30 protein-coding genes are annotated in these 23,497 nt (G+C 63.9%); 13 read left to right on the top strand and 17 right to left on the bottom strand.

Translation table 11 applies throughout. The features are described from left to right. Positions 1–47: 47 nt before the first annotated feature. A complete protein-coding gene (locus V3B41_RS02245) occupies positions 48–776 on the bottom strand; it encodes a DUF4365 domain-containing protein (protein ID WP_329859901.1) in 729 nt (242 codons plus the stop codon). A gap of 261 nt (positions 777–1,037) precedes the next feature. Beyond that, on the bottom strand, positions 1,038–1,739 hold the full coding sequence (locus tag V3B41_RS02240; protein WP_329859899.1) for a hypothetical protein: 702 nt from the start codon (positions 1,737–1,739) through the stop codon (positions 1,038–1,040). Positions 1,740–1,904: 165 nt separating this feature from the next. Here V3B41_RS02240 and V3B41_RS02235 point away from each other — a divergent pair, with 165 nt between their 5' ends. The 3 genes from V3B41_RS02235 to V3B41_RS02225 all read left to right on the top strand — a co-directional run bounded on the left by V3B41_RS02235 (position 1,905) and on the right by V3B41_RS02225 (position 3,944). Continuing rightward, entirely contained in the window at positions 1,905–2,660 is a 756-nt protein-coding gene (locus tag V3B41_RS02235; RefSeq protein ID WP_329859897.1) for a tetratricopeptide repeat protein, read from the top strand. A gap of 456 nt (positions 2,661–3,116) precedes the next feature. Further along, positions 3,117–3,473 carry a hypothetical protein gene (locus tag V3B41_RS02230; protein WP_329859895.1) on the top strand — a complete coding sequence of 119 codons (357 nt, stop codon included), beginning with the start codon at positions 3,117–3,119 and terminating at the stop codon, positions 3,471–3,473. After that, positions 3,474–3,944 carry a hypothetical protein gene (locus V3B41_RS02225; protein WP_329859893.1) on the top strand — a complete coding sequence of 157 codons (471 nt, stop codon included), beginning with the start codon at positions 3,474–3,476 and terminating at the stop codon, positions 3,942–3,944. It begins immediately after the preceding gene. Between the two features lie 17 nt (positions 3,945–3,961). On the opposite strand, the gene V3B41_RS02220 is transcribed toward V3B41_RS02225, so the two are convergent. The 3 genes from V3B41_RS02220 to V3B41_RS02210 form a co-directional block, all read right to left on the bottom strand. After that, positions 3,962–4,273 carry a hypothetical protein gene (locus tag V3B41_RS02220; RefSeq protein ID WP_329859891.1) on the bottom strand — a complete coding sequence of 104 codons (312 nt, stop codon included), beginning with the start codon at positions 4,271–4,273 and terminating at the stop codon, positions 3,962–3,964. 230 nt (positions 4,274–4,503) lie between these two features. Next, positions 4,504–4,980 (bottom strand): nuclear transport factor 2 family protein, encoded by a 477-nt coding sequence (locus V3B41_RS02215; RefSeq protein WP_329859889.1) that lies wholly within the window; start codon positions 4,978–4,980, stop codon positions 4,504–4,506. Between the two features lie 62 nt (positions 4,981–5,042). After that, positions 5,043–5,612 carry a TetR family transcriptional regulator gene (locus V3B41_RS02210; RefSeq protein ID WP_197650045.1) on the bottom strand — a complete coding sequence of 190 codons (570 nt, stop codon included), beginning with the start codon at positions 5,610–5,612 and terminating at the stop codon, positions 5,043–5,045. Between the two features lie 168 nt (positions 5,613–5,780). On the opposite strand from V3B41_RS02210, the gene V3B41_RS02205 reads away from it, so the two are divergent. Both V3B41_RS02205 and V3B41_RS02200 read left to right on the top strand, forming a co-directional pair. Then, positions 5,781–6,734 (top strand): alpha/beta hydrolase, encoded by a 954-nt coding sequence (locus V3B41_RS02205; protein ID WP_197650046.1) that lies wholly within the window; start codon positions 5,781–5,783, stop codon positions 6,732–6,734. A gap of 237 nt (positions 6,735–6,971) precedes the next feature. Then, a complete protein-coding gene (locus V3B41_RS02200; protein WP_049427854.1) occupies positions 6,972–7,283 on the top strand; it encodes a hypothetical protein in 312 nt (103 codons plus the stop codon). Positions 7,284–7,328: 45 nt separating this feature from the next. Here V3B41_RS02200 and V3B41_RS02195 read toward each other — a convergent pair whose 3' ends face one another. From V3B41_RS02195 to V3B41_RS02180, 4 genes are read right to left on the bottom strand one after another with little or no spacing between them, the layout of a single operon-like run. After that, a complete protein-coding gene (locus V3B41_RS02195; RefSeq protein WP_049427851.1) occupies positions 7,329–7,628 on the bottom strand; it encodes a hypothetical protein in 300 nt (99 codons plus the stop codon). After that, a complete protein-coding gene (locus V3B41_RS02190) occupies positions 7,616–7,831 on the bottom strand; it encodes a hypothetical protein (RefSeq protein WP_080354977.1) in 216 nt (71 codons plus the stop codon). Before V3B41_RS02190 ends, V3B41_RS02195 begins: the two co-directional genes overlap by 13 nt. A 60-nt stretch (positions 7,832–7,891) precedes the next feature. Continuing rightward, positions 7,892–8,161, bottom strand: coding sequence for a hypothetical protein (locus tag V3B41_RS02185; protein WP_049427849.1), 270 nt, complete (start codon positions 8,159–8,161; stop codon positions 7,892–7,894). Positions 8,162–8,217: 56 nt separating this feature from the next. Next, positions 8,218–8,433, bottom strand: a complete 216-nt coding sequence (locus V3B41_RS02180; protein ID WP_080354976.1) for a hypothetical protein — start codon at positions 8,431–8,433, stop codon at positions 8,218–8,220. Positions 8,434–8,529: 96 nt separating this feature from the next. Here V3B41_RS02180 and V3B41_RS02175 point away from each other — a divergent pair, with 96 nt between their 5' ends. Then, complete coding sequence (locus tag V3B41_RS02175) at positions 8,530–8,868, top strand: hypothetical protein (RefSeq protein WP_219632004.1); 339 nt, start codon at positions 8,530–8,532, stop codon at positions 8,866–8,868. Here the strand turns inward: V3B41_RS02175 and V3B41_RS02170 are convergent. Beyond that, the gene (locus V3B41_RS02170; protein ID WP_019336574.1) at positions 8,865–9,185 is read right to left on the bottom strand and encodes a hypothetical protein; all 321 of its coding nucleotides are present in this window, start codon (positions 9,183–9,185) and stop codon (positions 8,865–8,867) included. The two genes, V3B41_RS02175 and V3B41_RS02170, sit on opposite strands and share 4 nt — an antisense overlap. Before the next feature lie 131 nt (positions 9,186–9,316). After that, positions 9,317–9,616, bottom strand: a complete 300-nt coding sequence (locus tag V3B41_RS02165; RefSeq protein WP_238380333.1) for a hypothetical protein — start codon at positions 9,614–9,616, stop codon at positions 9,317–9,319. 257 nt (positions 9,617–9,873) lie between these two features. Here V3B41_RS02165 and V3B41_RS02160 point away from each other — a divergent pair, with 257 nt between their 5' ends. Then, a complete protein-coding gene (locus V3B41_RS02160; RefSeq protein ID WP_295549116.1) occupies positions 9,874–10,269 on the top strand; it encodes a response regulator in 396 nt (131 codons plus the stop codon). A gap of 97 nt (positions 10,270–10,366) precedes the next feature. On the opposite strand, the gene V3B41_RS02155 is transcribed toward V3B41_RS02160, so the two are convergent. The 4 genes from V3B41_RS02155 to V3B41_RS02140 form a co-directional block, all read right to left on the bottom strand. Further along, positions 10,367–10,816 (bottom strand): GNAT family N-acetyltransferase, encoded by a 450-nt coding sequence (locus V3B41_RS02155; protein ID WP_197619191.1) that lies wholly within the window; start codon positions 10,814–10,816, stop codon positions 10,367–10,369. 95 nt (positions 10,817–10,911) lie between these two features. Beyond that, positions 10,912–11,322 (bottom strand): Rap1a/Tai family immunity protein, encoded by a 411-nt coding sequence (locus V3B41_RS02150; RefSeq protein ID WP_238378713.1) that lies wholly within the window; start codon positions 11,320–11,322, stop codon positions 10,912–10,914. Positions 11,323–11,368: 46 nt separating this feature from the next. Then, the gene (locus V3B41_RS02145) at positions 11,369–11,998 is read right to left on the bottom strand and encodes a hypothetical protein (RefSeq protein WP_329859880.1); all 630 of its coding nucleotides are present in this window, start codon (positions 11,996–11,998) and stop codon (positions 11,369–11,371) included. Between the two features lie 98 nt (positions 11,999–12,096). Further along, entirely contained in the window at positions 12,097–13,080 is a 984-nt protein-coding gene (locus tag V3B41_RS02140) for a LacI family DNA-binding transcriptional regulator (protein ID WP_049427839.1), read from the bottom strand. Between the two features lie 156 nt (positions 13,081–13,236). Between V3B41_RS02140 and ptsP the strand changes: the two genes are divergently transcribed. From ptsP to V3B41_RS02120, 4 genes are all read left to right on the top strand, one after another. Continuing rightward, a complete protein-coding gene (gene ptsP / locus V3B41_RS02135) occupies positions 13,237–15,747 on the top strand; it encodes a phosphoenolpyruvate--protein phosphotransferase (RefSeq protein ID WP_197619193.1) in 2,511 nt (836 codons plus the stop codon). Further along, positions 15,744–16,700, top strand: coding sequence for a 1-phosphofructokinase family hexose kinase (locus V3B41_RS02130; RefSeq protein ID WP_329859877.1), 957 nt, complete (start codon positions 15,744–15,746; stop codon positions 16,698–16,700). The genes ptsP and V3B41_RS02130 overlap by 4 nt, the downstream gene beginning before the upstream one ends. 87 nt (positions 16,701–16,787) lie before the next feature. After that, positions 16,788–18,491, top strand: coding sequence for a fructose-specific PTS transporter subunit EIIC (locus V3B41_RS02125; protein ID WP_049430748.1), 1,704 nt, complete (start codon positions 16,788–16,790; stop codon positions 18,489–18,491). A gap of 83 nt (positions 18,492–18,574) precedes the next feature. After that, the gene (locus V3B41_RS02120; RefSeq protein ID WP_049430751.1) at positions 18,575–19,828 is read left to right on the top strand and encodes a carbohydrate porin; all 1,254 of its coding nucleotides are present in this window, start codon (positions 18,575–18,577) and stop codon (positions 19,826–19,828) included. A 42-nt stretch (positions 19,829–19,870) separates the two neighbouring features. Here the strand turns inward: V3B41_RS02120 and V3B41_RS02115 are convergent, their stop codons facing one another. Beyond that, positions 19,871–20,800 (bottom strand): aromatic alcohol reductase, encoded by a 930-nt coding sequence (locus V3B41_RS02115; RefSeq protein WP_329859874.1) that lies wholly within the window; start codon positions 20,798–20,800, stop codon positions 19,871–19,873. Between the two features lie 74 nt (positions 20,801–20,874). Here V3B41_RS02115 and V3B41_RS02110 point away from each other — a divergent pair, with 74 nt between their 5' ends. Both V3B41_RS02110 and V3B41_RS02105 read left to right on the top strand, forming a co-directional pair. Continuing rightward, positions 20,875–21,309 (top strand): helix-turn-helix domain-containing protein, encoded by a 435-nt coding sequence (locus V3B41_RS02110; RefSeq protein WP_005409717.1) that lies wholly within the window; start codon positions 20,875–20,877, stop codon positions 21,307–21,309. A 49-nt stretch (positions 21,310–21,358) separates the two neighbouring features. After that, a complete protein-coding gene (locus tag V3B41_RS02105; protein ID WP_197619201.1) occupies positions 21,359–21,958 on the top strand; it encodes a fasciclin domain-containing protein in 600 nt (199 codons plus the stop codon). Between the two features lie 74 nt (positions 21,959–22,032). Here V3B41_RS02105 and V3B41_RS02100 read toward each other — a convergent pair whose 3' ends face one another. Then, complete coding sequence (locus V3B41_RS02100) at positions 22,033–23,232, bottom strand: serine hydrolase domain-containing protein (protein WP_329859871.1); 1,200 nt, start codon at positions 23,230–23,232, stop codon at positions 22,033–22,035. Positions 23,233–23,497: the final 265 nt, after the last annotated feature.

Here is a 23,497-nt window from a genome sequence, read left to right as displayed (position 1 = left end):
GATTGCGCCGACTTGCATAACGAGTCCGGCTTGACCAATCGCTAGACCTACATGCCATTGACGCCATTTCTCCAACTCATCTCAGCACAGTTCCAGTAACGGTACATCTCACTTTTCATTCGCTCGATTTTTTTTGAAGAGAATTCGCTGATGCGCCAAGGGTAATGGCGACGAATTTCCTCTATTCTTGAAACAATGGATTCAAAGGTGTCGTTAACTTTGTGTATTTCATCCAATTCATCGCCAGAAATGGCGAACACATCCGAAGCAACTTGTCTTTTGTAGATGGACTCTGCCTCAGTGATCAAATCTAAAATATCTTTGAAGTGATCTGGTGATGCTAAAGAGGAAATCTTGCTCGTTGCTTCAGGCTTCAATTCATCCTCAGACAAATTGAATGTGATTTTTCTAGACGCCCCACCTGTCGCGTAGGCTTCTGTCGCGCTGATCGGCTTCCAGTACACTTTCTCGTTCTTAAGGTCGACGCAGACGATTATGGTTGGGACTGAGAATCGCTGCCAATAGTCGATATCTGAGTCATCAACGTAGACATCGTGACGCTGTGATCCTGACAACTCTTGAAAGGACTTTATTTGAAGTTTGACCACGTTTCCTGTCGCGGAGAATTGCTGGTCACAAATCTCCAATTCTGCGTCGATGCCTAAATCGACGCTTTGAAGTCGACAAGGCCACTTTAGGGTTTGTGTAAACTTGTACGCCGCGAAATGCTCGCCAGCGTCGCCACTGATTGACCTCTTTGGGTACTGCTTTGCCATGTGAGTAGACCTGACTACCTGATAGCCGGATGCTTGGGTCCGGTTATTCGATTCATCCATAGCTCACCGCATGGTGGGCCATCCCCTTAATACAGCCAGATCTTAGGGCTATCGGGCACGGCGTACAAGCCAGCGAACCAGCCAGGAGAGAGATCTGCCACTACTGCAAGCTCTCCGCTCCGGTAGAGGTTCAGATGCGCGCGACGGGACGGCACGTGCCCTCCCCTGCCCCCGGATAAACATCCCTTATCGCGATTGGACTCACTTGGCAGGCAAAACGGGTTTTTGCGCAATCTCCAGCCTACTCACGGTGTCCACTGGCACAAGAACTGCAGCTTTCTGTACCGAGTCCCAAAGCACATAGCTATCACCCAAACGCCCCACTAGGCCCAGGCTGCCTTGGACCTTCTCATCAATGGCCACACTGACCGCGTACTCGCTGCTGCCAGAAGTAATCGCCTTGGCGCGCTCGAAGCCAAGCCAGCTTGACGAGATCGGGACATAGACAATCATCACGAGCGCATAGACCAGCCACGGCGAGTCCTTCACGGTGACCGGCAACACTGGGGACAGGCGTACTGCCATTGCACATATGCCCGTTAGCGCTACACCTATCAAAACGGGCCAGGCATTGGACCACCAAAGCAAGGCACCCATTCCAACAAGACAAAAAGCCAGGGTCAGCCACATCAGCAGATTGGCTTGGGACGGCGTCGCGGTCACCTTCCCCTCGACCCACCCTCCAAGCAGCAGCGCAATCAGTATGAAGAACAACACCATGCCGATCCCAGCAAGCCCTGCCAGCGCAAGCTCACTCACCGCAACAAACTGAAAGGGATCCAGGCCGAAGTGCCCCCAATACGCCTTCAGATAGAAGGCGCCTTGAATCAATCCAAAGGTGACGAGCGCCGAACCCCATCCAGCAACATCAGCCATCGTTAGCGTCTTCTGCGTACGTTCCATGTATCCCCTTCCATCAATGCAGCCCCGCCACATAGTGGCATGCAGCGCTCCGTCCTGCAGAACCCACTCCATTAACGTGACGCGTCACGCTCGATCACCCCACCCATTGGCGCCCCACCCCTCCCCCACTATAGTTCCACCCCTCACAAGGACGAGGCGGCACACATGCCCTATATCGGAATCGGACTCCACGTACTGGCAGCCATCTACTTCGCGGTGCACGCCATCCGCTCGGGCCAGAGCCTCTATTGGCTCATTCTGCTCTTCTCGTTCCCGCTGCTCGGCAGCGTCGTTTACTTCCTGGCGATCTACTTTCCCGAAGTCCGCCATTCGCGCGGTGCCCGGCAGGTCGTCCGTTCCGCCAAGCAGCTCATGGACCCGGGCCAGGACCTGCGCAACGCTCGCGCCGAACTGGCGCGCACGCCTACCGTGCAGAACCGAGTTCGCCTGGGCATGACGCTGCTGGATGCCGGCCAGGCCGAGGAAGCCAGAACCCTGCTTGAGCAGGCGGCCAGTCCGCCACTGGGCGACGATCCCTACATCCTGACAGGCCTGGCGCGTGCCCGCCTTGATTCCGGGCAGCCCGCGCTCGCGTCTGAAACGCTGGATGGCCTGTTCGCCCGCCACCCGGATGTGCGCCGCAAGCCGGAACAGACCCTGCTTTATGCGCAGGCACTGGCGGCCACCCATGCGCCAGGCACCCGTGCCGCGTTCGAGCGCGCAGTGGAGTGCGGAAACGATGCGGCCGCTCGCTGCCTGTACGCCGAATGGCTGATGGCACAGCCGCAGCCCGACGACCGCGAGCAGGCCCGCACTTTGTTCGCCAGCATCATCGATGATGCCCAGCACTGGTCGCGCCACGCGCGCAGCCACAATGCCGCATGGCTGGAGCGGACCAAAGCCGCGTTGAAGGGTTACTGACGCCTGATAGCCCCTGGCAAAACTGTCGCATCCGCCTCCCTTATGGCCCCGGTGGGTGGATGCCGACAGTCCGCGGGCATCCATCGCCAACATCGCCGTTAGCGTTGCAGCGCAAGGATCCGTTCCCGTTGCGCCGAATGCAACGATTCTGAAAATGTTGAAAGTGATGTCGGCATCAGCCTTACTGCATTGGCGTCGCGCACAACCGGGCGTATTCCTTTGCGTGCCACCGGAAACGGGTGGCCGGGATTCGAAACCCCGGTAGTTCGCTGAAGTAAAACGCTTGCCAGCCGGCATCACCCTGTGTGGTGCCGGCTGGCAATCCGTCGGCCGGCTATGGCGGGCGGTGCGTGGAGGCCTTGTGCCTGCCGGTTCAGCGAACACCGGGTTTCGAACCACGCATCGTCCGCCACCTTTATCGGTGGCGGCTTCTGCCTGCACGCAAGGAGCCCAGCCATGACCAAGCCCCACTCCCCTGCCCCGCACCCCATCCACGACGCGCCCGCCAACGGCCCCACGCTGGACCCGAACACCCTCATCGCCCTGCTGCACAGCATCGGTTCCGGCGTCGCCTCCGATGGCCAGCCGTGGCCAGAGCGCCATCAGATGCCCGGCCGACGTTTGGCCCTGGCCGATACGGACTGCTCGCTGGCGGGCCTGCGCGTGGTGCTGGAGATCCTGCTGGCCGCGCAGCGCGCCCGCGAGAACGGCGAACTGGAGCAGTACGTCGGCCCGCGGGTCATGGAAGGCCTGATCATGGCCGGAATGGGACTCACCGCACACGCCAGCACGCGCCTGCAGCCGGAGGGTTGAGTGGTGTGGCACCGCTGGGCGGCCTTGGTACTGTGCATCGCCTCATTGGTTGCGGCACAGCGTCAGTTGTCGGCGCGCCCCATGCCCTCGCCTCTCGCGTTCAAGAGCATCTCCGGTGAGCGCTATTCGCAGCTGCGTCGCCAGACGATCCAGTTCGTGGAGGCACGGCCGAGGCATGGCTTCCAGTTCGTCGAACGGCATGAAGACGGCGCTTTCCAGATTCTCTGCAGAGGCGTTCCGGTGCTGTGGCTGGAGAGGCGCTCTCAGCATTTGCTGATGCAGGCAACACTGGATGTGGAACAGCGAGCGCCCGACGTTCTGCAGCTACGGGCGCTGCTGCAACGGCAGCTGCAGCCATTGGACTACCTGGAACAAGTGCTTGCTGGCGTGCCGGAGCCCGTTTTGATGGATCGGATGCTGGGGGTTCTCGCTGGTGGAGTACCTGATGGGGCGCGATGTGTGACGGAATAGCCGAGCATGGCTCGGCTCTACAAGGGCGCTACCACGTCCGGTTCGGGTTCTTGTATGGAGCCCTCAAGCAGGGCGACATAAGTGTCCAGGCGGGTGCGCAGGCCGATCAGCATCCAGCCCACCATGTTGGTGCGCAAGGTGCTGACGAACTTGAGTCGCCGCTCGCGCTCGACCCTGGGGAAGCAGCGGAGGTCAGTAATCACGACTTGCCAGTGAGCGAACTCAGTGTCCATTTCCTGGGCGTGCGAGAGCCGCGGCTGGCTGAACTGGCGGATACCCCTGCGGGCCGCAAGAATGCCGGCCACAACGAAACTACTGAGCTCCACCACGAGGCATGCCGTGACGAACGGAGAAGTAACAGTGAGCGGAACCCATCGATTCGGCCAGCCCCTGCACACGCTGGTAAAGCCAGTGGAATGTCAGTTCTTGCGAATCGGTCTTTGCCAGCGGATCGAACCCGCCCCCTGCCTGGATGTCCATTGCACCCCTGCCCCGGCCGGCGCAGATGCCGGCCGCCCCATCGTGCCTGAGCGCGCTTCGGATGGCGCCTCAGCGGGAATCACATACCCAGCTCCGACAACCCCGGATGGTCATCCGGGCGACGCCCCAGCGGCCAATGGAACTTGCGGTCGCTTTCCTTGATCGGCATGTCGTTGATGCACGAGAAGCGCCGCTGCATCAGGCCATCCGCGCCGAATTCCCAGTTTTCGTTGCCATAGGAACGGAACCAGTTGCCGGAGTCGTCGTGCCATTCGTAGGCGTACCGGACAGCAATTCGGTTTTCGGTAAAGGCCCAGAGCTCCTTGATCAGGCGGTACTCGAGCTCCTTGTTCCATTTGCGTGCCAGGAACTGCCGGGCTTCTTCCCGGCCGTTGGTGAACTCGGCACGGTTACGCCACTGGGTGTTGAGCGAATAGGCAAGCGACACCTTGTCGGCATCGCGGGAGTTCCAGCCATCCTCGGCAAGGCGCACCTTCTGCGTGGCCGATTCGAGGGTGAACGGAGGAAGCGGCGGACGGGGGTGTTCAGTGGACACGGGGAAACCTCCAATCGAAATGGACACACGGGTTGCTTCAAACGATCTGGCGTACCCAGGCGCTAACGCCTGGCCTGTTCCAGCAATAGCTTCGCGACATCCTTCGCGGTGTCTGCGGCGTCGTAATCACCCATCACGCGCGACAGGGTGATGGCGCCTTCCATCAGGACCAGCAGCTGACGGGCCAATGCCGCCGGCTGCTCCACATCCAGCTGCCCGGTAAGTTCCAGCGTGTAGTCGAACAGCTTCTGCTTGTGATTCCGCGCGATCTCCCGGATCGGATCGGCAGGGTCGCCGACCTCGCCCGCGGTATTGATGAACGCACAACCGCGGTAGCCCTCGGACTGGAACCAACCCTTGAGCACGGTGAACATGCCGAGGATGCGTGCTTCCGGGGTATCAGCCTTGTCGCACTCCTGCCGGAACCAGGCCAGCCAGCGCACGTCGCGCGCCCTCAGCGCGGCAGCGGCCACGTCGTCCTTGTTCTCGAAGTGGCGGTAAATGCTCTTCCGCGCCACGCCGGAGGTCTTCACCAGCAGGTCCATGCCGGTGGCATGGATCCCGTTCTGGTAGATCAGCGCCTCGGCCGTGGCCAGGATCTTCTGGTGGGTGTCGATGGTGGCCTTGCTCATGACCACAATGTAGAACGATCATTCTCCCTAGTCAACAGGCAATGGCGAGTGGTCCGCACGCGCACATTTGTGCAAGACGATCTATCAAGAAATGCGGACAGTACATCACCCAGATGCCTGATTACGGGCGCAAAGTACGCCTCACCACCCACCCATGAGAGTTCCCGCATGAACACCTTCGCCCGTACCCTGGCCGTTGCCGCCCTCGCCCTCTCGGTCCAGGCCGGCCTGTCCGCGCAGGCCGCCGAACCGGCCAAGCCGGCTGCAGTCACCAGCATCGCGCGCACCGCCAGCTACATCACCACCGCCGATGGCGTGCAGCTGTACTACAAGGACTGGGGCCCGAAGAACGGGCCTGTCGTGACCTTCAGCCACGGCTGGCCGTTGAACTCGGACAGCTGGGAATCGCAGATGATCTTCCTGGCCGATCATGGCTACCGCGTGATCGCGCATGACCGTCGTGGCCACGGCCGTTCCAGCCAGCCGTGGGACGGCAACGACATGGATCACTACGCCGATGACCTGGCCGCGGTGATCAATACGCTGGACCTGCACGATGTCACCTTGGTGGGTTTCTCTACCGGTGGCGGCGAGGTGGCGCGCTACATCGGCCGGCATGGCACCGGGCGGGTGAAGAAGGTCGTGCTGATCAGCTCGGTGCCGCCGTTCATGCTGAAGACCGCCGACAACCCCAACGGCCTGCCGATCGAAGTGTTCGATGGCATCCGCAAGGCACAGATGGATAACCGCGCGCAGCTCTACAAGGACATCCCGTCGGGCCCGTTCTACGGCTTCAACCGCCAGGGCGCGAAGGTGTCGCAGGGGCTGATCGATGCGTGGTGGGCGCAGGGCATGCAGGGCGGCCACAAGAACACCTACGATTCGATCGCCGCGTTCTCGGCCACCGATTTCCGCGCGGACCTGAAGAAGTTCGATGTGCCCACGCTGGTGATCCACGGTGACGACGACCAGATCGTGCCGATCGATATCTCAGGCCGCCAATCGGCAAAGCTCATCAAGGGCGCCAGGTTGATCGTCTACCCGGGTGCGCCGCATGGCCTGACCGACACCCACAAGGACAAGGTCAACCAGGATCTGCTGACGTTCCTGCAGGAAAAGTGAGTGACCGGGGCTCCGTTGTGATGGCGGAGCCCTTCCTGCCCAGAAGCAGGGCTGGCACCGGGTATGCGCCGGGTGCCGTGTCAGTACACGATTGCGGGCGTGGGATTTCAGGCCAACGATGGAGCGCGTCCCGCACTTTGATGAAGGGTTAACCTCCGACGGAGGACACTGCACCCTCACGGCTCTTCTCCGGCGCAGAATCCTTTGCTCCCGTGTCCAGCCCAAGACGACACGGCCATGCACCCTCCCAATGCCTTCCGGATCCATGCGATCCAGCCCCTTCTTGCGCGCAATGGCGCCATCGTTCGCCTCGATCAGTTGCGATCGACCTGCAAGAGCTGCGGCCTGCGCTCATCAATGACCGAGGACGCCGGCATTCAGACGAGTCCATCGGGCACGACGCTCACCTGCCCTGCATGCGGTGCAACAGGGCTGATGGACGAGGTGGAGATATGGCACCACTGGCTTGAGCAGTGCCGCCGCGAACGGATGCTGGCGCTCTTTGATCCAGTGCCTGACGACCCCCTGGAGCCAGACGGCCCGAAATGAGACCTGTTGTCCTGGATTGTGCGGCCGCCGCGTCAGCGCCGCGCTTCAGCCGCCGCCCGGGTGCCGCCCCGCCAGGCTGCCCATCGTGAAGGCGTAGCCGGCCTCCTCCAGCAGCGCCCTCATGCGCAGCTCCACGCGCCGGGGTGAAAGCAGGCTGTTGGGCGCATACAAGGCATAGACGTAGCCGGCGCCGTCGATGATCTCACGGCGCACGGCGCAGTCGTTGGATTCAGCCGCCTCGGACCAGACAGACATCAGCCTCGCGGGACTGATGGACTGCCCGTTGCGAAGGCGAAAGAACAGCCAGCGCACTCCCAGGGACTGGGTTGGATTCAACCTAGCCACTGCGAGCCTCCAATGCGCCGGAAGAGATCCCTGAGAACTTCAGGATCCAATCGTGGATGCTCGTCCTTTGAAGATCGCGGAAGGTCGATGCGCGCGGCACCCTTCACCAGTGCAGGCAGATCGGACTGAAGGTCGATCCACCATCCCGCGGGCAGCCGGAGCCCCGTGCCCGTTCTATCGTAGATGCAGATCGGAAAAGTCATCGCGTTGCTCCTGAATGACTTGAGCATACGCTTGCGCGATGTCAGGTCCGGATGCGACGCCTAGGGAGATGCCGCATCGACGCGCTTTGCGCATTCGAACACGTGTGCTTCGTCCTGCTGGACCCTGCGGAATGAGTCCAGCCAGCTGAATGCTGCGCCACGGTTCTGAATCATGTCGCCGAGCCTTCCGGTCAGGCACCGTGCGCACTCCATGCCGCCTGGGCTGGGCGCATGGCAGCAACGGCATTGCGCCATCGTCGTGGTTCTCTCCGGACGACATTGGTACATGATCTTGGTCATCAGGCTGATCGCCTGGCTTTGCGAGGACATGCACGCTCCCTGTCTGCAACGGAAGCAGCCGCGCGGCGCGCGGCTCCTCCTCTTTCTCAGCGGCGTGTATCGCCGCCGAGACCGCCCTTCTTTTCGTCCGCTGGCTTTGGGCTCTCGCGATCCTTGTTGTCCTGCTGCTGTTGCTGTCCCTGCTTGCCAGGCTCCTCCCCTCCGGGTTCGCCCCCCTCGACCCGCCCCTGCTGCGTGGGCCGTTCTGCTTCAGAGGAAGCATTGGAGCGGTCATTCCTGTTCTGTTCGGGGACGCTGTTCATTTCGATTCTCCGCCGCAGCAAGTCTGCTGCCGATTGACTGTGGGCGTGTCGCCGTTACGGGAACGTACGGGGAAGCGCCCCATATGAACGACTGTCATGAACAGGCTCGCAGCAAGAAGTGTGTACAGTGAGGTTTCAAAAAGGGGTAACGCCGTGATCCAGGGAAGAAGCAAGCACGTTGTGGACGTAGAGCGTGAACTGGCCCACTGGAAGGCCGCGTTCAACCTGGGCGCCCTGCCCGCGATGAGCTTCCGCTACGAAGTGGCGCCGGTTATCCGGCTTGCCTGCGATATCTATGTGAGAGATCCGCACGGCGCCCGGTCGGCATGGATCGACGATCTGCAGGGCAGGCTTGCGAAGCGATCGAGCCTGCGCGGTCATCCTGGCGCAGCAGAGATCGCCGATCGGTGCTGGTCGCTGCTTGGCTGCGCCTAGGCGCGGCTGGCTGCGTGATTCCGCTCGCGCATCAGCTCATCATTCAGTACGTGGACAATGGACATCACCGCGTCGGCAAGTCCACGGGAATCGCTGATGGATCCGTAGAAGTAGATCCTGGCGCCTTCAATGCGAACATCCGCCAGCTGGAGCTGGGACGCCAGGGCTCTGCACTTGATGAGGAACATCTCTGTCCAGCGGGCGCCTGGCGCCAGATCGAGCAGCGCGGTGATGGCCTCGTCGGTGGATGCGTCTACACGCTCATGCAGCAACGGGACATCGAAGCCGACGATTCTTGGGAGCATGGAAGCGTTCACCTGAACATCCTCTCGCTGACGGGCGCTGCGAGCACTGTCCACAATACAACGGATTGCCCCGCAGGAGTGGGTGGCCGGCTCTGCGACGGGTGACCGTCGATGCGCTACGCATGCGCGCGCTCCATCTGGAATCAATGGCCAACCTGAGCGTCAACCCTGCCGGCATGCCGCGCGTCCGCCACCGGAATGCGTGAGCGCGACGTATTGACCATTGCCTGCGGCATTTCAAGCGCCTGCACCACCCGATGCTGCGCACGATGCTCGCTGCCCTCGACGCCCACGACGTAAACGAAACGTCCGTCGAATTTGGCTTGTGCGCCCTCGAAGAGATCGTCGGCCTGCAGTGCCCGCTTCAATGACTTCATCCACGCCCGTTCAGGGATGCGGTCCAGCTCCACCACGATGGCAGCGCCTCCGCAGTCCAGGCGCATGCACTCCACACGCAGTACACGTGGCGAAGCGGGGTTGGCGTGGGATCGGTGCATGACGGACACTCCAGTGCAGGGGACGGCGGCAGTATCCATGGCGCTCGCCAAGACGCCGTCAACACGTCCCGTGGCACCTTCCATGCGACGTGGACGGCATCGAGAGGCGGGGTCGCTTCGACACCGAGCTGACAACCCACACGCGTCGCGTTGATGCAGCACAGGACACACTGCAGCTCCGATGGCAACGCAGGCATGTGCCAATGCAACCCGATATGAACCAGCGGAATCGATACAGTCTGCTGCTGGTGGAAGACCAACTGGACCTTGTTGCCCTCATGGGACAGGCGCTTGAAGAGGGCGGTGGCCAGGTAACACACGCCTACAGTGTGTTCGATGCATTGGGGCTGCTGGATACGCAGCGATTCGACGGTGCCGTTCTGGATGTGGAGCTTCGTGACGGTGTGGTTTTCCCCGTCGCCGATCGCCTGGCTGAACTCGGCATCCCCTATCTGTTCGTTTCTGCGGTGTACGACCAGCTGGTGCCGCTGCGCCATCGGCGTGCCACCTTTGTTGCCAAGCCTTTCCATATCGAGCGATTGCAGGAGGCTGTGCAGCGTGTGATGGGAAACGACGGCGCACCCCCCATCACTCACTGATCCCCGCTACCCAGCACGGCACGCCCTCGAAGGGCGTGCCGCCTCTGCCATGGTCGCCTGAGTTCTTCGGCGATCCAAAGCGCGGCGGATACGGCCATCAAGGATGAATGGCGAAGATGAAGAAATCCTCATCGCGCTGCCATCCGAGTCCTGCATAGAGCGCCTGCGCAGCCGCGTTGTCCTTCGCCGTCTGCAGCTCGATGCGCGCTGCGCCGCGTCTTCGTGCTTCTTCAACGGCGTTGATCATGAGGGTGCGGGCAACACCAGTGCGACGTGCTGGTCTGTCGACGTAAAGATCATAGAGTACGAAGCTTGGGCGTGCGCTGATGGAGTCAAACAGCGGGTACAGCTGGGTGAACCCGACAAGGCGGTCCCCATCTGCCTCGGCCACCAGTACAAGCGAATCGCCTTCTGACAGGCGTGCATGCATGAATTGCCTTGCCAATGGCAGGTCTGCCGGCTGCGCGTAGAACTGTCGATACTTGTCGAACAGCATCGCGACCTGTTCAAGATCTTCCGCGCTCGCCACTCGTGTGTGTGTCTTCACTATTTCGGCTCCAGCTTCAGGCGGAACAGAGAGGGCTCCACGAAGGGCGCGGACCTCTCCGCGGAGGAGGCCGAGTCACCTCGGGCATTGCTGGGTCATGCCCCTCGATCACAGGGAAAGGCCGCCCTCAGCCCATCGACGACCAAGGGTGCAGCATCCTGCTGCAGTTTCCCTTGGGGCAGCTGTCGAAGATGTGAAGCGACCCGGTCAACCAGCTCGTGCGGAAGAATCCGGCCTTGGCCACACCACTGGGCGTGGCTGGCATCGGCAACGCCCTGGATATAGGCGCTGGCGCGAGCGCTGGACAGGTTCCGGCACTGATCGCCGTCGCAGAAGCCGTCGGCGCCTTTGCCCTGCAGCAGGGTGAGGAGTTCGGCGCCACTGACAAGCCAGGTGCGTGCCGGTTGCGTTGTTCCGGCGAGGGCGGACCCCGCCAGGGCGCAGAGGCCAAGTGCGAGGAGCCGACGCATGCCGCGGCGCGCGTGGAGGGCGTGATGTCCTTTCATGTCGGGGTCCTTGGTGGTCGTCTCTGTGGGTTCCACGCAGCGAGGGTCAAAGTCGATCGAGCTGGTTGCGCGGATGAAACTCCGGGTCGTCCCGGTCTTCCAGCATGGCCTCCACCAATGTCTCGAAGGATGCGGTGGCGGTATCCAGGTCAGTGGAAGACAGGAAGCTGGATTCGCCGTGGCCTGCCAGCGCAATCGCGGCAATGGTCTCCCGCTGATCGTCCTCGGCCCAGAGATAGTCGTGGATCAGCGCCACCCCCTGGTCACCTGCCTTCAGGAAGTCGGCGGCGCTTCGTGCCACCGCAAGAAACGCAATGAGATCGTAGAGGCTTTCTGAATAGGTCAGCGATCCTGCAACAAAGTGCGTGCTGCTGCGGTCATGGGCGGCGACCCGGATGTTCTCAGCCTGTGCAGAGGCCAGGAAGGCTTTCAATGCGGCGCGATTGTCGGGGTAGCGGGCCAGCAGCGCCTGGCAGTCCGCAAGCAGGTGATCCAACGCCTCGTCGCTTGAAGAGGCCAGGTATTCACCGTTTCCCAGGTGCCACTGCCCGGCGATGCATCGCCAGTCGGACCATCGGGACGCTGTGGGCACGGGCGCGGACAGCCATCTGGAGAGATCTTCGGGGCACAACTGCAGGCGGAGCAGCGCTGAGTAAGGCTCTGACAAGGCAATCATCCATGGTGTCTGCGTGTACAGATGGCTTGTAACAGACGACGGTCGGCCGGCCAACACCCGAACGGCGCTCTCAGGGTTGGCCGCAACCGGGCGTCGAGCTATCGCGCAGCCGTCGACCCTCTGCCCACGCACCGACCCGTCATCACCAGCCGGCGCACAGGCAGTGCTGGCGTGCGCAGGCGTTCAAGCAGCATCGACATCGCGGCCCGCCCCATCTCCTCAACCGGTTGCTCGATCACGGTGATGCCCGGCTCGACCAGTTCGGTCCAGCGTTCGTTGTCGAAGCCGGCCAGCGCCAACGCCTCGGGAATCGCCAGCCCAGCGCTGCGGGCGGCTTTCAATGCCCCCATCAACAGCAGGCTGTTGCTGGTCACCAGTGCCTCGGGGCGTGATGGCGTGGCGAGCCACTGCCCGACCGTCGCGATGGCGGCTTCGGCCGTGGGTTCAACCTCGCGGTAGTCCGGCTGCAACCCATGGGTGCGCATCGCAGCGAGATAGCCGTCGCGACGCTCGGCCGCCGTGGTACTGGTGCTGCCGAACAATCCGCCGATACGGCGATAGCCGCGCTCGACCAGATGCTCGACCAGGCCCGCCATCGCTGCCGGATTGTCGAGTACCACGCTGTCGATCGACCCGCCGGGGGCGGCGCGGTCCACCAGCACCGTTGGATAATCCAGCGTGAGCCGTTCGAGCCGGCCCACCGTGGTCCGGGTCGGCGCGAAGATCAGGCCACTGATGCGCTCTTCGTGCATCAACTGCAGATACAGCGCCTCCCGCTCCGGGTCCTCGTCGGTGTTGCAAAGGGTCACGCGCAATCCTTCGCGATAGGCCACCTCCTCCACCGCGCGGATCAGCGCCGTGAAGAACGGATTGCGGATGTCCGCGACGATCAGGCCGATGATGCCGGTGTGCCGGGAGCGCAACCGCCTGGCCTGCAGGTTGGGTCGATAGCCGGTCTGCCGGATCGCCAGCTCGACCCTGCCGCGCACGTCCTCGCTGACCGGACCGCCCCCGAGCACCCGGGACACCGTGGATTTGGAGACCCCCGCCACGCGTGCGACGTCGTTGATGCTGATGCTCATTGGAAACGTTCCCGGAAACGTGGGTTGTTCATGGCGCGATGGCCGTTCAGCACAATGCTAACGCCAAAGGACTATTGGCTTTTTGTGCAGCGCACATTGAAATACGGACTGGGAACGTTCCCAATACGCCCCAACCACCCCCTCCCGGAGCCCGCTTTGTCGCCCCTGACCTCCCCCTCTCCCGTCAGCCGGGAACTGATCCGCCTGGACGCGCGGGCACAGGACAAGACCGATGCCATCGCCCAGGTGGCCCAGATGCTGGTCGCCGCAGGCTGCGTGGCGCCGGGCTACGAGGCCAGCATGGGGCGCCGCGAAGCGCTGGCGAACACTTTCCTCGGCCATGGCGTGGCCATCCCGCATGGGCTCGGCGAGGACCGCCACCTGGTGCGCCGCGACGGCATTGCGGTGCTGCAGTTGCCGGAAGGCGTGGAATGGAACCCGGGCCAGGTCACCCGCCTGGTGGTTGGCATCGCCGCCCAGTCCGACACCCACATCACCCTGCTCCGCAGATTGACCCGCCTGATCCAGGACGAGGCGGCGCTGCAGCGGCTGTTCACCACCCTCGATGCGGGCGAGATCGTCAATGCGCTGGCCCGTGATGCGACTGTCACTGTCGCCCACGTACCGGTGACGGACCTGGCCGAGCGCTTCGACTGGACCATCGCTTACCCCAGTGGACTGCACGCGCGCCCGGCCACGCGCTGGGCCGAGGCGGCGCGGGGTTTCACGGCCCGTGCCCAGGTGCGCGCGGGCGATCAGGCTGCCGATGCCAAGAGTCTGGTGGCGCTGCTGCAGCTTGGGCTTCGCGAGGGCGATGCCGTGAGTGTTTCTGCCGAAGGCGTCGATGCCCCCGCACTGCTGGCCGCACTGCGCAAGGTCATGGACGGGCTGGTGGCGCAGGAAAAGGCTGATGCGGAGCGTGCAGCACAGCGAAAGGCGGCGCCGGTCGCGGGCTGGAATCCACCCGAAGCGCGGGCGGCGATCGTCGGCATCGGCGCCAGCCCCGGGCTGGCCATCGGCCCGGTGCATGTACTGGCCAGCGCGCAGGCCGATGTTGCCGATCGCCCTGCCCCGCTCGGCGAGGGCGGCGCACGCCTGCAGGATGCACTCAGCCGCACCCGCCAGCAGCTGGCCGCACTGCAGGACGACACCCAGCGCCGCCTTGGCGCCTCGGATGCGGCAATCTTCAAGGCGCAGGCTGCGCTGCTTGACGATACCGACCTGATTACCCGCACCTGCCAGCTGATGGTTGAAGGCCATGGCGTCGCGTGGTCCTGGCACCAGGCCATCGAGCAGATCGCCTCCGGGCTGGCGGCGCTGGGCAATCCGGTGCTGGCCGGGCGCGCGGCAGACCTGCGCGATGTGGGTCGGCGCGTACTGGCGCAGCTTGACCCCTCTGCAGCCGGCGGCGGCCTGGCCGATCTGCCGACGCAGCCGTGCATCCTGCTTGCCGCCGACCTGTCGCCCTCGGATACCGCCAACCTCGACACCCGCCGCGTGCTCGGCCTCGCCACTGCACTGGGCGGTCCCACCTCACACACCGCAATCCTCTCGCGCACGCTCGGCCTGCCGGCGCTGGTTGCCGGTGGCGCCGAACTGCTGGCGATCCAGGCCGGCCGCGAGGCGATCATCGACGGCAGCATCGGGCGGCTTTACCTGTCCCCCTCCGAGGCAGATCTTGCTTCGGCTCGCGCCTGGATCGCCGAGCAGCAGCAGATCCGCGCGCGTGAAGCCGCACAGCGTGCGCAGCCGGCGCAGACCACCGATGGCCATCGCATCGACATCGGCGCCAACGTGAACCTGCCGGAGCAGGTGCCATTGGCGCTGGAACAGGGCGCGGAAGCTGTTGGCCTGATGCGCACCGAATTCCTGTTCCTCGAACGCGGCAGCACGCCCAGCGAGGATGAGCAGTACGCAACCTACATGGCCATGGCCAAGGCGCTGGACGGCCGTCCGTTGATCGTGCGCGCGCTCGATATCGGTGGCGACAAGCAGGTCGCCCACCTGGAGCTGCCGCACGAGGAAAACCCGTTCCTCGGCGTACGTGGCGCGCGCCTGCTGCTGCGCCGCCCCGACCTGCTGGAGCCGCAGCTGCGTGCGCTGTATCGAACGGCCAGAGACGGTGCACGCCTGTCCATCATGTTCCCGATGATCACCTCGGTGCCGGAGCTGACGGCACTGCGCGCCATCTGCGAGCGCCTGCGCGCCGAACTGGAGGCACCCGACGTGCCGATCGGCATCATGATCGAAGTCCCGGCCGCCGCAACCCAGAGCGATGCGCTGGCCCGCCACGCCGACTTCTTCTCGATCGGTACCAACGACCTGACCCAGTACGTGCTGGCCATCGACCGCCAGAACCCGGAGCTGGCCGCAGAAGCCGACAGCCTGCATCCGGCCGTGCTGCGCGCGATCCGCGCCACGGTGGAAGGTGCACGCACGCAGGGGCGCTGGGTGGGTGTCTGCGGTGGCCTGGCCGGCGATCCGTTCGGTGCGATGCTGCTGGCAGGGCTGGGCGTGGACGAACTGTCGATGACCCCGAACGACATCCCGTCGGTGAAGGCACGCCTGCGCGGCACTGCGCTGGCCGATCTGCAGAGGCTGGCCAATGCCGCGCTGGACTGCGAAACCGCCGAGCAGGTACGCGCCCTCGATGGAGCAGGTGCATGAATGCCCGCGCCGTCACCGTTACCTTGAACCCGGCGATCGACCAGACCGTGCGGCTGGCCAGCCTGCGGCCGGGCCATGTGCATCGCGCGCGCAGCAGCCGCGACGATGCGGGTGGCAAGGGCATCAACGTGGCCGCCTGCCTGGCCGACTGGGGCGTGCCGACCACGGCACTGGGCGTACTCGGTGGCGGCAACGACGGTGTGTTCGGTACGTTGTTCTCGGCGCGCGGCATCGTAGATGGCTGCCTGCGTATTCCGGGCAGCACCCGCACCAACATCAAGCTGGTTGACGAGGAAGACGGAGAGACCACCGACATCAACCTGCCCGGCCTGGCACTCGACGATGCCGATCTGGACGCCGTGTCGCGCCGGCTCGGTGCCCTGCTGCTGCCGGGCCTGCCGGTGGTGCTGTCCGGCAGCCTGCCGTCCGGCCTGCCGGCCGACGCATGGGCGCGGCTGCAGGTGCAGGCCGGTGCCGCAGGGGCGCGCGTGCTGCTGGACACCAGTGGCGATGCGCTTGCCGCTGCGTTGAGTGGCACTGCGGGTGCACTGCCCTACGCGGTCAAGCCCAACCGCCAGGAGCTGGAGGCTTGGACCGGCACGCCGCTGCTGGACCGCAGCGCTCTGCGCGTCGCTGGCCAGGCCCTGGTCGAACGCGGGGTGGCGCTCGCAGCGATCTCGATGGGCACCGACGGCGCGCTGTTCATTGATCGCAGCGGCGCGTTGGTCGCACGACCGCCGCGACTGGCCCAGGGCAGCACGGTCGGTGCGGGCGACGCCATGGTCGCCGGCATCGCTGCCGCGATGCTGGAGCCCGCCCTCGATCTGGACGGCTGCGCGCGGCTGGCGACCGCGTTCTCGATGAGCCGGCTGCAAAGCGGTGACGCACGACGGCTGGACCCGGCGCAGGTACGCGCATGGGCCGGCGATGTACTGATCGAGCGGTTGGATTGACCCTGTCTGCCGGAGGCACGGCGGCTGGCTTCACGCCGACCGCAGCGCCTTCGGCAAGGACGAACCCGAAGAATTCCAGGAGTTCCCATGCACGCTTTCACCGTAGTCATCGCCGCTGGCGAGCGCAGCATCGAGGCGGTTCTTGCCGCCGAAGCGCTGCGCCGCGCCGCCCGCCAGCGCGGGCTCGAGCTGATGATCGAGATCCGCAGCGACCAGGGCGTGACCGGCGCACTGCCTGCATCGAACGCCGCCGCCGCGACGCACCTGCTGCTGGTGGGTGGTGGTGAGCCGGACATCGCGCGCTTCGCCAATGCTGAGATCGCGCATGCCAGCTTGGGCGAGGTACTGGACGACCCGATTGCGGCGCTCGCACCGCTCGCGGCCGCACGGTCGAACGACGCCGGCACGGATGCGGGCAAGCGCATCGTTGCCGTTACCTCCTGCCCCACCGGCATTGCTCACACCTTCATGGCGGCTGAGGGGCTGCAACAGGCCGCCAAGGCGCTGGGCCATGCAATCCGGGTCGAAACCCAGGGCTCGGTCGGCGCGCAGGACGCGTTGAGCGACGAGGAAATCGCGGCTGCTGACCTCGTCCTGATCGCCGCAGACCGCGAAGTCGATCTGTCGCGCTTCGCTGGCAAACGCCTGTTCAAGAGCGGCACCAAACCGGCGATCAACGACGGCCAGAACCTGATCCGCAAGGCGCTGGCCGAGGCCGGCATGCAGGCAGGTACGGCAACTTCAGGGCGCACGACCGAAAAGACCAAGGCCACCGGGCCCTACAAGCACCTGATGACCGGCGTGTCGTTCATGCTGCCGTTCGTCACTGCCGGCGGCCTGCTGATCGCACTGGCATTCGCACTCGGCGGCATCTATGCCTTCGACGATGCCCACAAGGGCACGCTGGCCTGGTCGCTGTTCCAGATCGGGGCCAAGTCCGGCTTCATGTTGATGGTGCCCGCACTGGCCGGTTACATCGCTTACTCCATCGCCGACCGCCCCGGCATTGCGCCCGGCATGATCGGCGGGCTGGTAGCAGTGAACATGGATGCTGGCTTCATCGGCGGCATCCTGGCTGGTTTCATCGCTGGCTACGGCGTGCACTGGATCAACCGTGCGCTGCGCCTGCCGCGCAGCCTGGAAGGCCTCAAACCGGTGCTGATCCTGCCGGTCCTGGGCACGCTGCTGGTCGGCCTGTTGATGATGTACGTGATCGGCACGCCGGTCGCCGGGCTGCTGGCCTGGCTGACCGACTGGCTGCGCGGCATGCAGGGCGGCAGCGCGATCCTGCTTGGCCTGCTGCTGGGCGGAATGATGGCGGTGGACATGGGCGGGCCGGTCAACAAGGCGTCCTACGCGTTCTCTACTGCATTGATTTCCAGCCAGGTCTACACGCCGATGGCGGCGACGATGATCGGCGGCATGACGCCGCCGCTGGGTATTGCACTGGCGACATGGCTGTTCAGCAACCGCTTCACCGCCGAGGAGCGCGGCACGGCCGGTGCTGCCGGCGTGCTTGGCCTCAGTTTCGTGACCGAAGGCGCGATCCCCTACGCCGCGCGTGATCCGCTGCGCACCATTCCAGCGCTGATCCTTGGTTCTGCCGTGGCAGGTGCAATCTCGATGGCCGCTGGCGTCGAGCTGAAGGTGCCGCACGGCGGCGTGTTCGTGCTGCCGATCCCGAACGCAGTCACTCACCTCGGCATCTACCTGTTGGCACTGCTGGCCGGCGTGGCCGTCACTGCGGTCGCGCTGCGCATCCTCAAGAAGCCGGTCACCACGCCGGCCTGATCCACCCCATCGCCAAGACCCTGCCACCTCCCCTGCGCACGCAGGGGCGCAGCGACCTACGCCCTGCACAAGGACCCTCGCCCATGACCCGCTCTTCCCGACACATGTTGCCGATGGCGATCGCGCTTGCCCTGCCATCCCTGGCCGCCACCGCAGACGCGAGCGACGTCTTCACTCCCAGGCTCGCCTACACCGGCGAGGCGGCCGCCACGCTTGACGGCGGCAAGCGCAGCGGCACGGCCTATGCCGGCCAGCTGATGTTCGGTGCCGACGTGGACCTGGACGCCGCGTTCGGCTGGCGGGGCGCAACGATCAAGGCTTACGGCATCAACCGCCACGGCACCAATCTCGCCAACAGCAGTACGGGCAACAGCACCTCGGTGCAGGAGATCTACGGTGGCCAGGGAACGCGCCTGGCCAATCTGACGATCGAGCAGAAACTGCTCAACGACCGACTGGTGCTGGAAGCAGGGCGAAGCGTCGCCAACATCCATCATCTCGGTTCGGAGTGGTGCCAGTACTTCCAGGGCAACTCGGCCTGCGGCAACCCGACCTATGTGTTCCGCACCAGCAGCTTCACATGGTGGCCGGTATCGAGCTGGATGGCTGATGCCACGGCATGGGTGACGCCGGATGTCTACGTACGCGTGGGCGCGTACCAGGTCGACCCGAGCCAGGCCGAAGATGGCCAGCACGGCCTGAAATGGAGCACGAACCAGGCCACCGGCTGGGTCGTGCCCTACACGATCGGCTGGCGCAGCCCCGCGTCGGCGCGCTTGAAGGCCCGCTACGAACTGGGTGGCTGGCAGGACAACTCGACCTACCGCGACCCGCTGCGCGATGCCAACGGCATGTCGGCGCTGCTCAGTGGCCAGGAGTACGCGACACGTCATGGTCGCTCCGGTGCGTTCGCCCGCTTCGAGCAGCAGCTCAGCAGCGATGGCAGCGGTCGTGGCCTGACCCTCTTCGGTGCCGCACTCAAGGGTACCTCCGGCCAGTTGATCGAGGATCACTTCCTGCAGGCCGGCCTGGTGCAGAAAGGCACGTTCGCCAGCCGGCCGCAGGACAGCATCGCCTTCGTCGTGACCCAGCAGAAGTACAGCAGCATCGCGCTGGAGAACCTGCGCCTCGCCCGTGCCGCGGCGGGTGGCAGCGGTACCCCGCACGGGAGCCAGGTGATGATGGAACTGAGCTATGGCATCCAGGTCACCCCGCAGCTTCGGGTCGCACCCAACCTGCACTACATCGTGCATCCGGACCAGTTCAACGAACCCGCACGCCAGCATGATCTACCGAATGCGCTGATCGCCGGCCTGCGGGTCGATTGGAGTCTGTAGGAGAATCCGTTTTCGTCCACGCGATTGCCGCTCAACGGCTCATCAAGTCTCGAAGTGGGCTTTCAGCCAGTCGTCTACACCCTCCAGTTTCACGCCAATGCTGGCATTGAACGTCCCGTCCAGGCTCCAGGAGACGCCCCTGCCCTGGGCGAAGGCAGCACGGTACTTCCTGATCATGTTTGATGGGTCACTGGCAAGCTCCTCCATCAGCTGGGGAACGCTCCACACGATCAGCTTGAAAGGAACACCGAACTTTTCCTCAAGGATGGCGGGCAGCTGCTCATAACGGACCGTGTCTCCCGCAAGATAGACGATCTCGTTTCGAAGGGGGGGCGAGTGGAAGACGATCTGTGCAGTCATTGCACCGATGTCCTCTGGTGTGGTCAGCGTAACCGCATTGGAGGCTGTGCCAAGTGCATTGACCTTTCTGCCGGGAAGATCGATGACGCCAAACTCCGGCTCGAAGAGGTAGCTGGTGAACATGCCGGTGGAAATGACCACCCAGTCCATTTCGGCCTGTGAGCGAAGATAGTCGCGTACATCCAGCTGGGCGTCGAAAAGATCCTGTGGCCCGCCGCGTCCGATGGCGTCAAAGTCGACCCCGAATTGCCAAGGGAAGTACCTGGTAATGCCCGACTTCACGGCGGCGCGCGCTACCTTCATGGGAGTGTCGCGGCCAGCAGCGTAGCCGGTGCAGCCGACGACCGTGTCATAACCGGAAAATAGATCAGCCAGCTCATCGACCGTGGCAGTGACCAGGTCGCCAGGAACGAGGGCCACTCCCAGCGAGCGGATCTGGTCAATGACCGTACGCTTGTCCGGTAGTGTGGATTCAATCGACGCAGGCCTCAGCATCACGCTGATGGTTGCGTCATGCACAACCGCGAGCTGGGCCAGGTTGCGGATGACGGGCATTCCGAGTTCGCCGGCACCCAGGACCAGGATTGAGCGGGAAACAATCGGGGGAGACATTGAAACCACCATCAGTGTGTACGATGGCGGCGATTCTGCGCCCCTCCCTAGTTGCCACGTAAGAAGGCACACCGATGATACCGACCGCACCGTTCATGAGCACCGATGAGCTTCTGCGACATTCACAATCGATATGCGACGGCATGAGCGCGGACGACGACGGTCTGCGCCGCGAGGTGCTCGCGCATGCCGGCAGCCGCTGGTCGCTGGGCATCATTCACGCCCTGGGGGTCTACGGAACACTGCGTCACGCCGATGTGGCGCGGCGGATGAAAGGAGTCACGCAGCGTATGCTGACGCGTACCCTGCGTCAGCTTGAAAGGGACGGACTGATCCATAGGCAGGATTTCCGTGAGGTTCCGCCGCGCGTGGAGTACACCATCACTCCGCTGGGCAGGGAGCTGCTGGTTCTTATGATCCCGATGTGGACCTGGGTAGTGGGACACGCCGAGGAATTCCGCCGCTGCCGGGAGAATTTCGACACGCATCAAGGCCCTCCCCCTGACTGACCAGGCCTGCATCCGGTGCATCCAGGCGCTCCCGCCAGCCGTATGTAGGATGCCCGCGCTGTGCGGGCATCCTACCGAGGAACGCACCGTGAACGCTCTTCAGCGCATCGCCGCCGCAGTCAGCTTCGCCGTACTCGTCTCAACCGCTTCCGCCAGCTTCGCCGCAGATACCGTGATGGTTGGCGGGGCCGAGATGTACCCGACCAGGACCATCGTTGAAAACGCTGTGAACTCCAAGGATCACACCACCCTGGTGGCAGCGGTCAAGGCCGCGGGCCTGGTCGATACGCTCAATGGCGCCGGTCCCTTTACTGTCTTCGCACCCACCAATGCCGCCTTCAACAAGCTTCCAGCAGGCACGGTCGATGCACTGGTCAAGCCTGAAAACAAGGCACAGCTCACACGGATCCTCACCTACCACGTGGTGCCAGGACGCTTCAGTTCCGCCCAGCTCCTGGCCGATGCCAGGAAGCACGGTGGAAAAGCCACGCTGAAGACTGTGCAAGGCGAGCCGCTTACCGTCGCACTTCATGACGGCATGTTGTGGGTGATCGACGCCAAGGGCGGCAAAGCAGGTATCAGCATCGCCGACGTCAACCAATCCAACGGCGTCATCCACGTTGTTGATGCTGTGCTGATGCCGAAGTAGTGGCACGCCCTGCCACTCCGGCCAGCAGCATGAAGTAGTGGACGAGGAGCCGGGCACAGGCCCGGCTCCTCCCTTCACTGAAGCGCCTGGGCCAGTTTGAGTACATCCGCCGGGAACGTCGCGTAGTCATCCAATGGAGCGCGATGGGTGTCGCGTCGGTGGATGAGGCGCACGGCAACCACCTGCTGTTGCGGAACGATGACCAGGTGCTGGCCCAGGTAGCCATTGGCGGCGTAGGCAACGGTTGGGCCGCGTTGGATGTCGAACATGTCGGAGAGCTTGAGTCCACGACCGGTGATCTCGCTGCCATAGTGCTGCGGCCAGTCCGCCCCAAGTCGCTCGGCCATGTACGCAATCAGTGCACTCCTGCTGTCGAATGCCCTGCCCTCGGTGGCCAGCAATGCCTGCTGGACCGGATCGCTGACTTCATGCTGCGCCAGGAAGCCGGCTATCTGGCCTTTCAGCTCATAACGCTCCCATGCTGGAATGCGCCACCACAGGAGACCAACATCCGGCGAGCGGGCACTTGCTGCCGCCAGCAGCGCCACCGACCGCTCGCTCAGCACGCGCGTACCCGCCTGGGTGACGCCGCCATCAAGCAGCAGCTGCCCGATGGTCGCCAGATCGCGGGCGCTCAGCGACAATCCGGCCATGCCCAAGGGCGTGCCCGCACCGTCCTTCAACCACGTATATCGGGCAATGCCCAGCGGCTTGAAAAGGCGCGCCTCAAGGTAGGCATCCATCGGTTCCCCTGCCAGACGCTCGACAATGCCGGGCAGCAGATTGGTGGCCTTGTTGTTGTAGGAGAACGTGGTGCCTGGATCGCTGCTCAGCTCTGCAGCCAGCGCAAGCTTGACCAGGTCCGGCGCAGCTTCCAGCTCTTCCCCAGCGTTGGCCACGTTCTGCAGGCCAGAGGTATGGTCCAGCAGCATGCGTACCGTGATGTCCCGTTTCCGCCCCTGCTTCCACTCCGCGAAGATGTTGCTTACCGGCTCGTCGAGCGAGGCCAGTTTTCCCTCGTCCAGCAGAAGCACGATGGCAAGCGCCACCACCGACTTGGTGGCCGACATGAGGTGAACCGGTTCATCGCCCGTCCCTGGCCGGGGCTCCAGCAGTGTTCTTCCATCCTTCCAGACAAGTACCGCGTCCGAATGCGCGGCACGGGCATTGTGTTCGATTGTCGCGACGGCGTCGGCCGTGGTGGTCGTGGTGGCCAGTACAGGGACGGCCAGCATCAAGGCCGCGAAGCTGGACAGCCATCGTGCAGTGTTCATTGGCATCTCCTACGGTGAATGCCTGCTTACATTGACTACAGGTGTAGTCATGACCGAGTGCCTGAAGTCATGCCCGACCACATGGCAGCATCATCACGGCGCCACACGAATGGCCCCCGCAGCCCGCCAAGGGAACACGCGAACTCGATGGCCCTCGCCGCCGGCCTGCGTTCTGATCCAATCCGGCGGGTGCAGCCGTACGGCGAGCGCAACGCCGCCCGATTTCGTTTCGCACTGCAGCAAATGCGGCGTGCCAAGCGGCACT

It is taken from the genome of Stenotrophomonas sp. SMYL89, from assembly GCF_036319985.1.
GTDB lineage: Bacteria > Pseudomonadota > Gammaproteobacteria > Xanthomonadales > Xanthomonadaceae > Stenotrophomonas > Stenotrophomonas maltophilia_Q.
The sequence above is the reverse complement of the archived record's forward strand: the minus strand, read 5'-3'. Positions and strand labels throughout refer to the sequence as shown.

Coding starts and splice junctions, on each gene's coding strand:
- V3B41_RS02245 (WP_329859901.1), bottom strand. CDS start 776: ATGGCAAAGCAGTACCCAAAGAGGTCAATCAGTGGCGACGCTGGCGAG.
- V3B41_RS02240 (WP_329859899.1), bottom strand. CDS start 1,739: ATGGAACGTACGCAGAAGACGCTAACGATGGCTGATGTTGCTGGATGG.
- V3B41_RS02235 (WP_329859897.1), top strand. CDS start 1,905: ATGCCCTATATCGGAATCGGACTCCACGTACTGGCAGCCATCTACTTC.
- V3B41_RS02230 (WP_329859895.1), top strand. CDS start 3,117: ATGACCAAGCCCCACTCCCCTGCCCCGCACCCCATCCACGACGCGCCC.
- V3B41_RS02210 (WP_197650045.1), bottom strand. CDS start 5,612: ATGAGCAAGGCCACCATCGACACCCACCAGAAGATCCTGGCCACGGCC.
- V3B41_RS02205 (WP_197650046.1), top strand. CDS start 5,781: ATGAACACCTTCGCCCGTACCCTGGCCGTTGCCGCCCTCGCCCTCTCG.
- V3B41_RS02200 (WP_049427854.1), top strand. CDS start 6,972: ATGCACCCTCCCAATGCCTTCCGGATCCATGCGATCCAGCCCCTTCTT.
- V3B41_RS02190 (WP_080354977.1), bottom strand. CDS start 7,831: ATGACTTTTCCGATCTGCATCTACGATAGAACGGGCACGGGGCTCCGG.
- V3B41_RS02185 (WP_049427849.1), bottom strand. CDS start 8,161: ATGTCCTCGCAAAGCCAGGCGATCAGCCTGATGACCAAGATCATGTAC.
- V3B41_RS02180 (WP_080354976.1), bottom strand. CDS start 8,433: ATGAACAGCGTCCCCGAACAGAACAGGAATGACCGCTCCAATGCTTCC.
- V3B41_RS02175 (WP_219632004.1), top strand. CDS start 8,530: ATGAACAGGCTCGCAGCAAGAAGTGTGTACAGTGAGGTTTCAAAAAGG.
- V3B41_RS02165 (WP_238380333.1), bottom strand. CDS start 9,616: ATGCGCCTGGACTGCGGAGGCGCTGCCATCGTGGTGGAGCTGGACCGC.
- V3B41_RS02160 (WP_295549116.1), top strand. CDS start 9,874: ATGCAACCCGATATGAACCAGCGGAATCGATACAGTCTGCTGCTGGTG.
- V3B41_RS02150 (WP_238378713.1), bottom strand. CDS start 11,322: ATGAAAGGACATCACGCCCTCCACGCGCGCCGCGGCATGCGTCGGCTC.
- V3B41_RS02145 (WP_329859880.1), bottom strand. CDS start 11,998: ATGATTGCCTTGTCAGAGCCTTACTCAGCGCTGCTCCGCCTGCAGTTG.
- V3B41_RS02140 (WP_049427839.1), bottom strand. CDS start 13,080: ATGAGCATCAGCATCAACGACGTCGCACGCGTGGCGGGGGTCTCCAAA.
- V3B41_RS02130 (WP_329859877.1), top strand. CDS start 15,744: ATGAATGCCCGCGCCGTCACCGTTACCTTGAACCCGGCGATCGACCAG.
- V3B41_RS02125 (WP_049430748.1), top strand. CDS start 16,788: ATGCACGCTTTCACCGTAGTCATCGCCGCTGGCGAGCGCAGCATCGAG.
- V3B41_RS02120 (WP_049430751.1), top strand. CDS start 18,575: ATGACCCGCTCTTCCCGACACATGTTGCCGATGGCGATCGCGCTTGCC.
- V3B41_RS02115 (WP_329859874.1), bottom strand. CDS start 20,800: ATGTCTCCCCCGATTGTTTCCCGCTCAATCCTGGTCCTGGGTGCCGGC.
- V3B41_RS02110 (WP_005409717.1), top strand. CDS start 20,875: ATGATACCGACCGCACCGTTCATGAGCACCGATGAGCTTCTGCGACAT.
- V3B41_RS02105 (WP_197619201.1), top strand. CDS start 21,359: ATGCCCGCGCTGTGCGGGCATCCTACCGAGGAACGCACCGTGAACGCT.
- V3B41_RS02100 (WP_329859871.1), bottom strand. CDS start 23,232: ATGAACACTGCACGATGGCTGTCCAGCTTCGCGGCCTTGATGCTGGCC.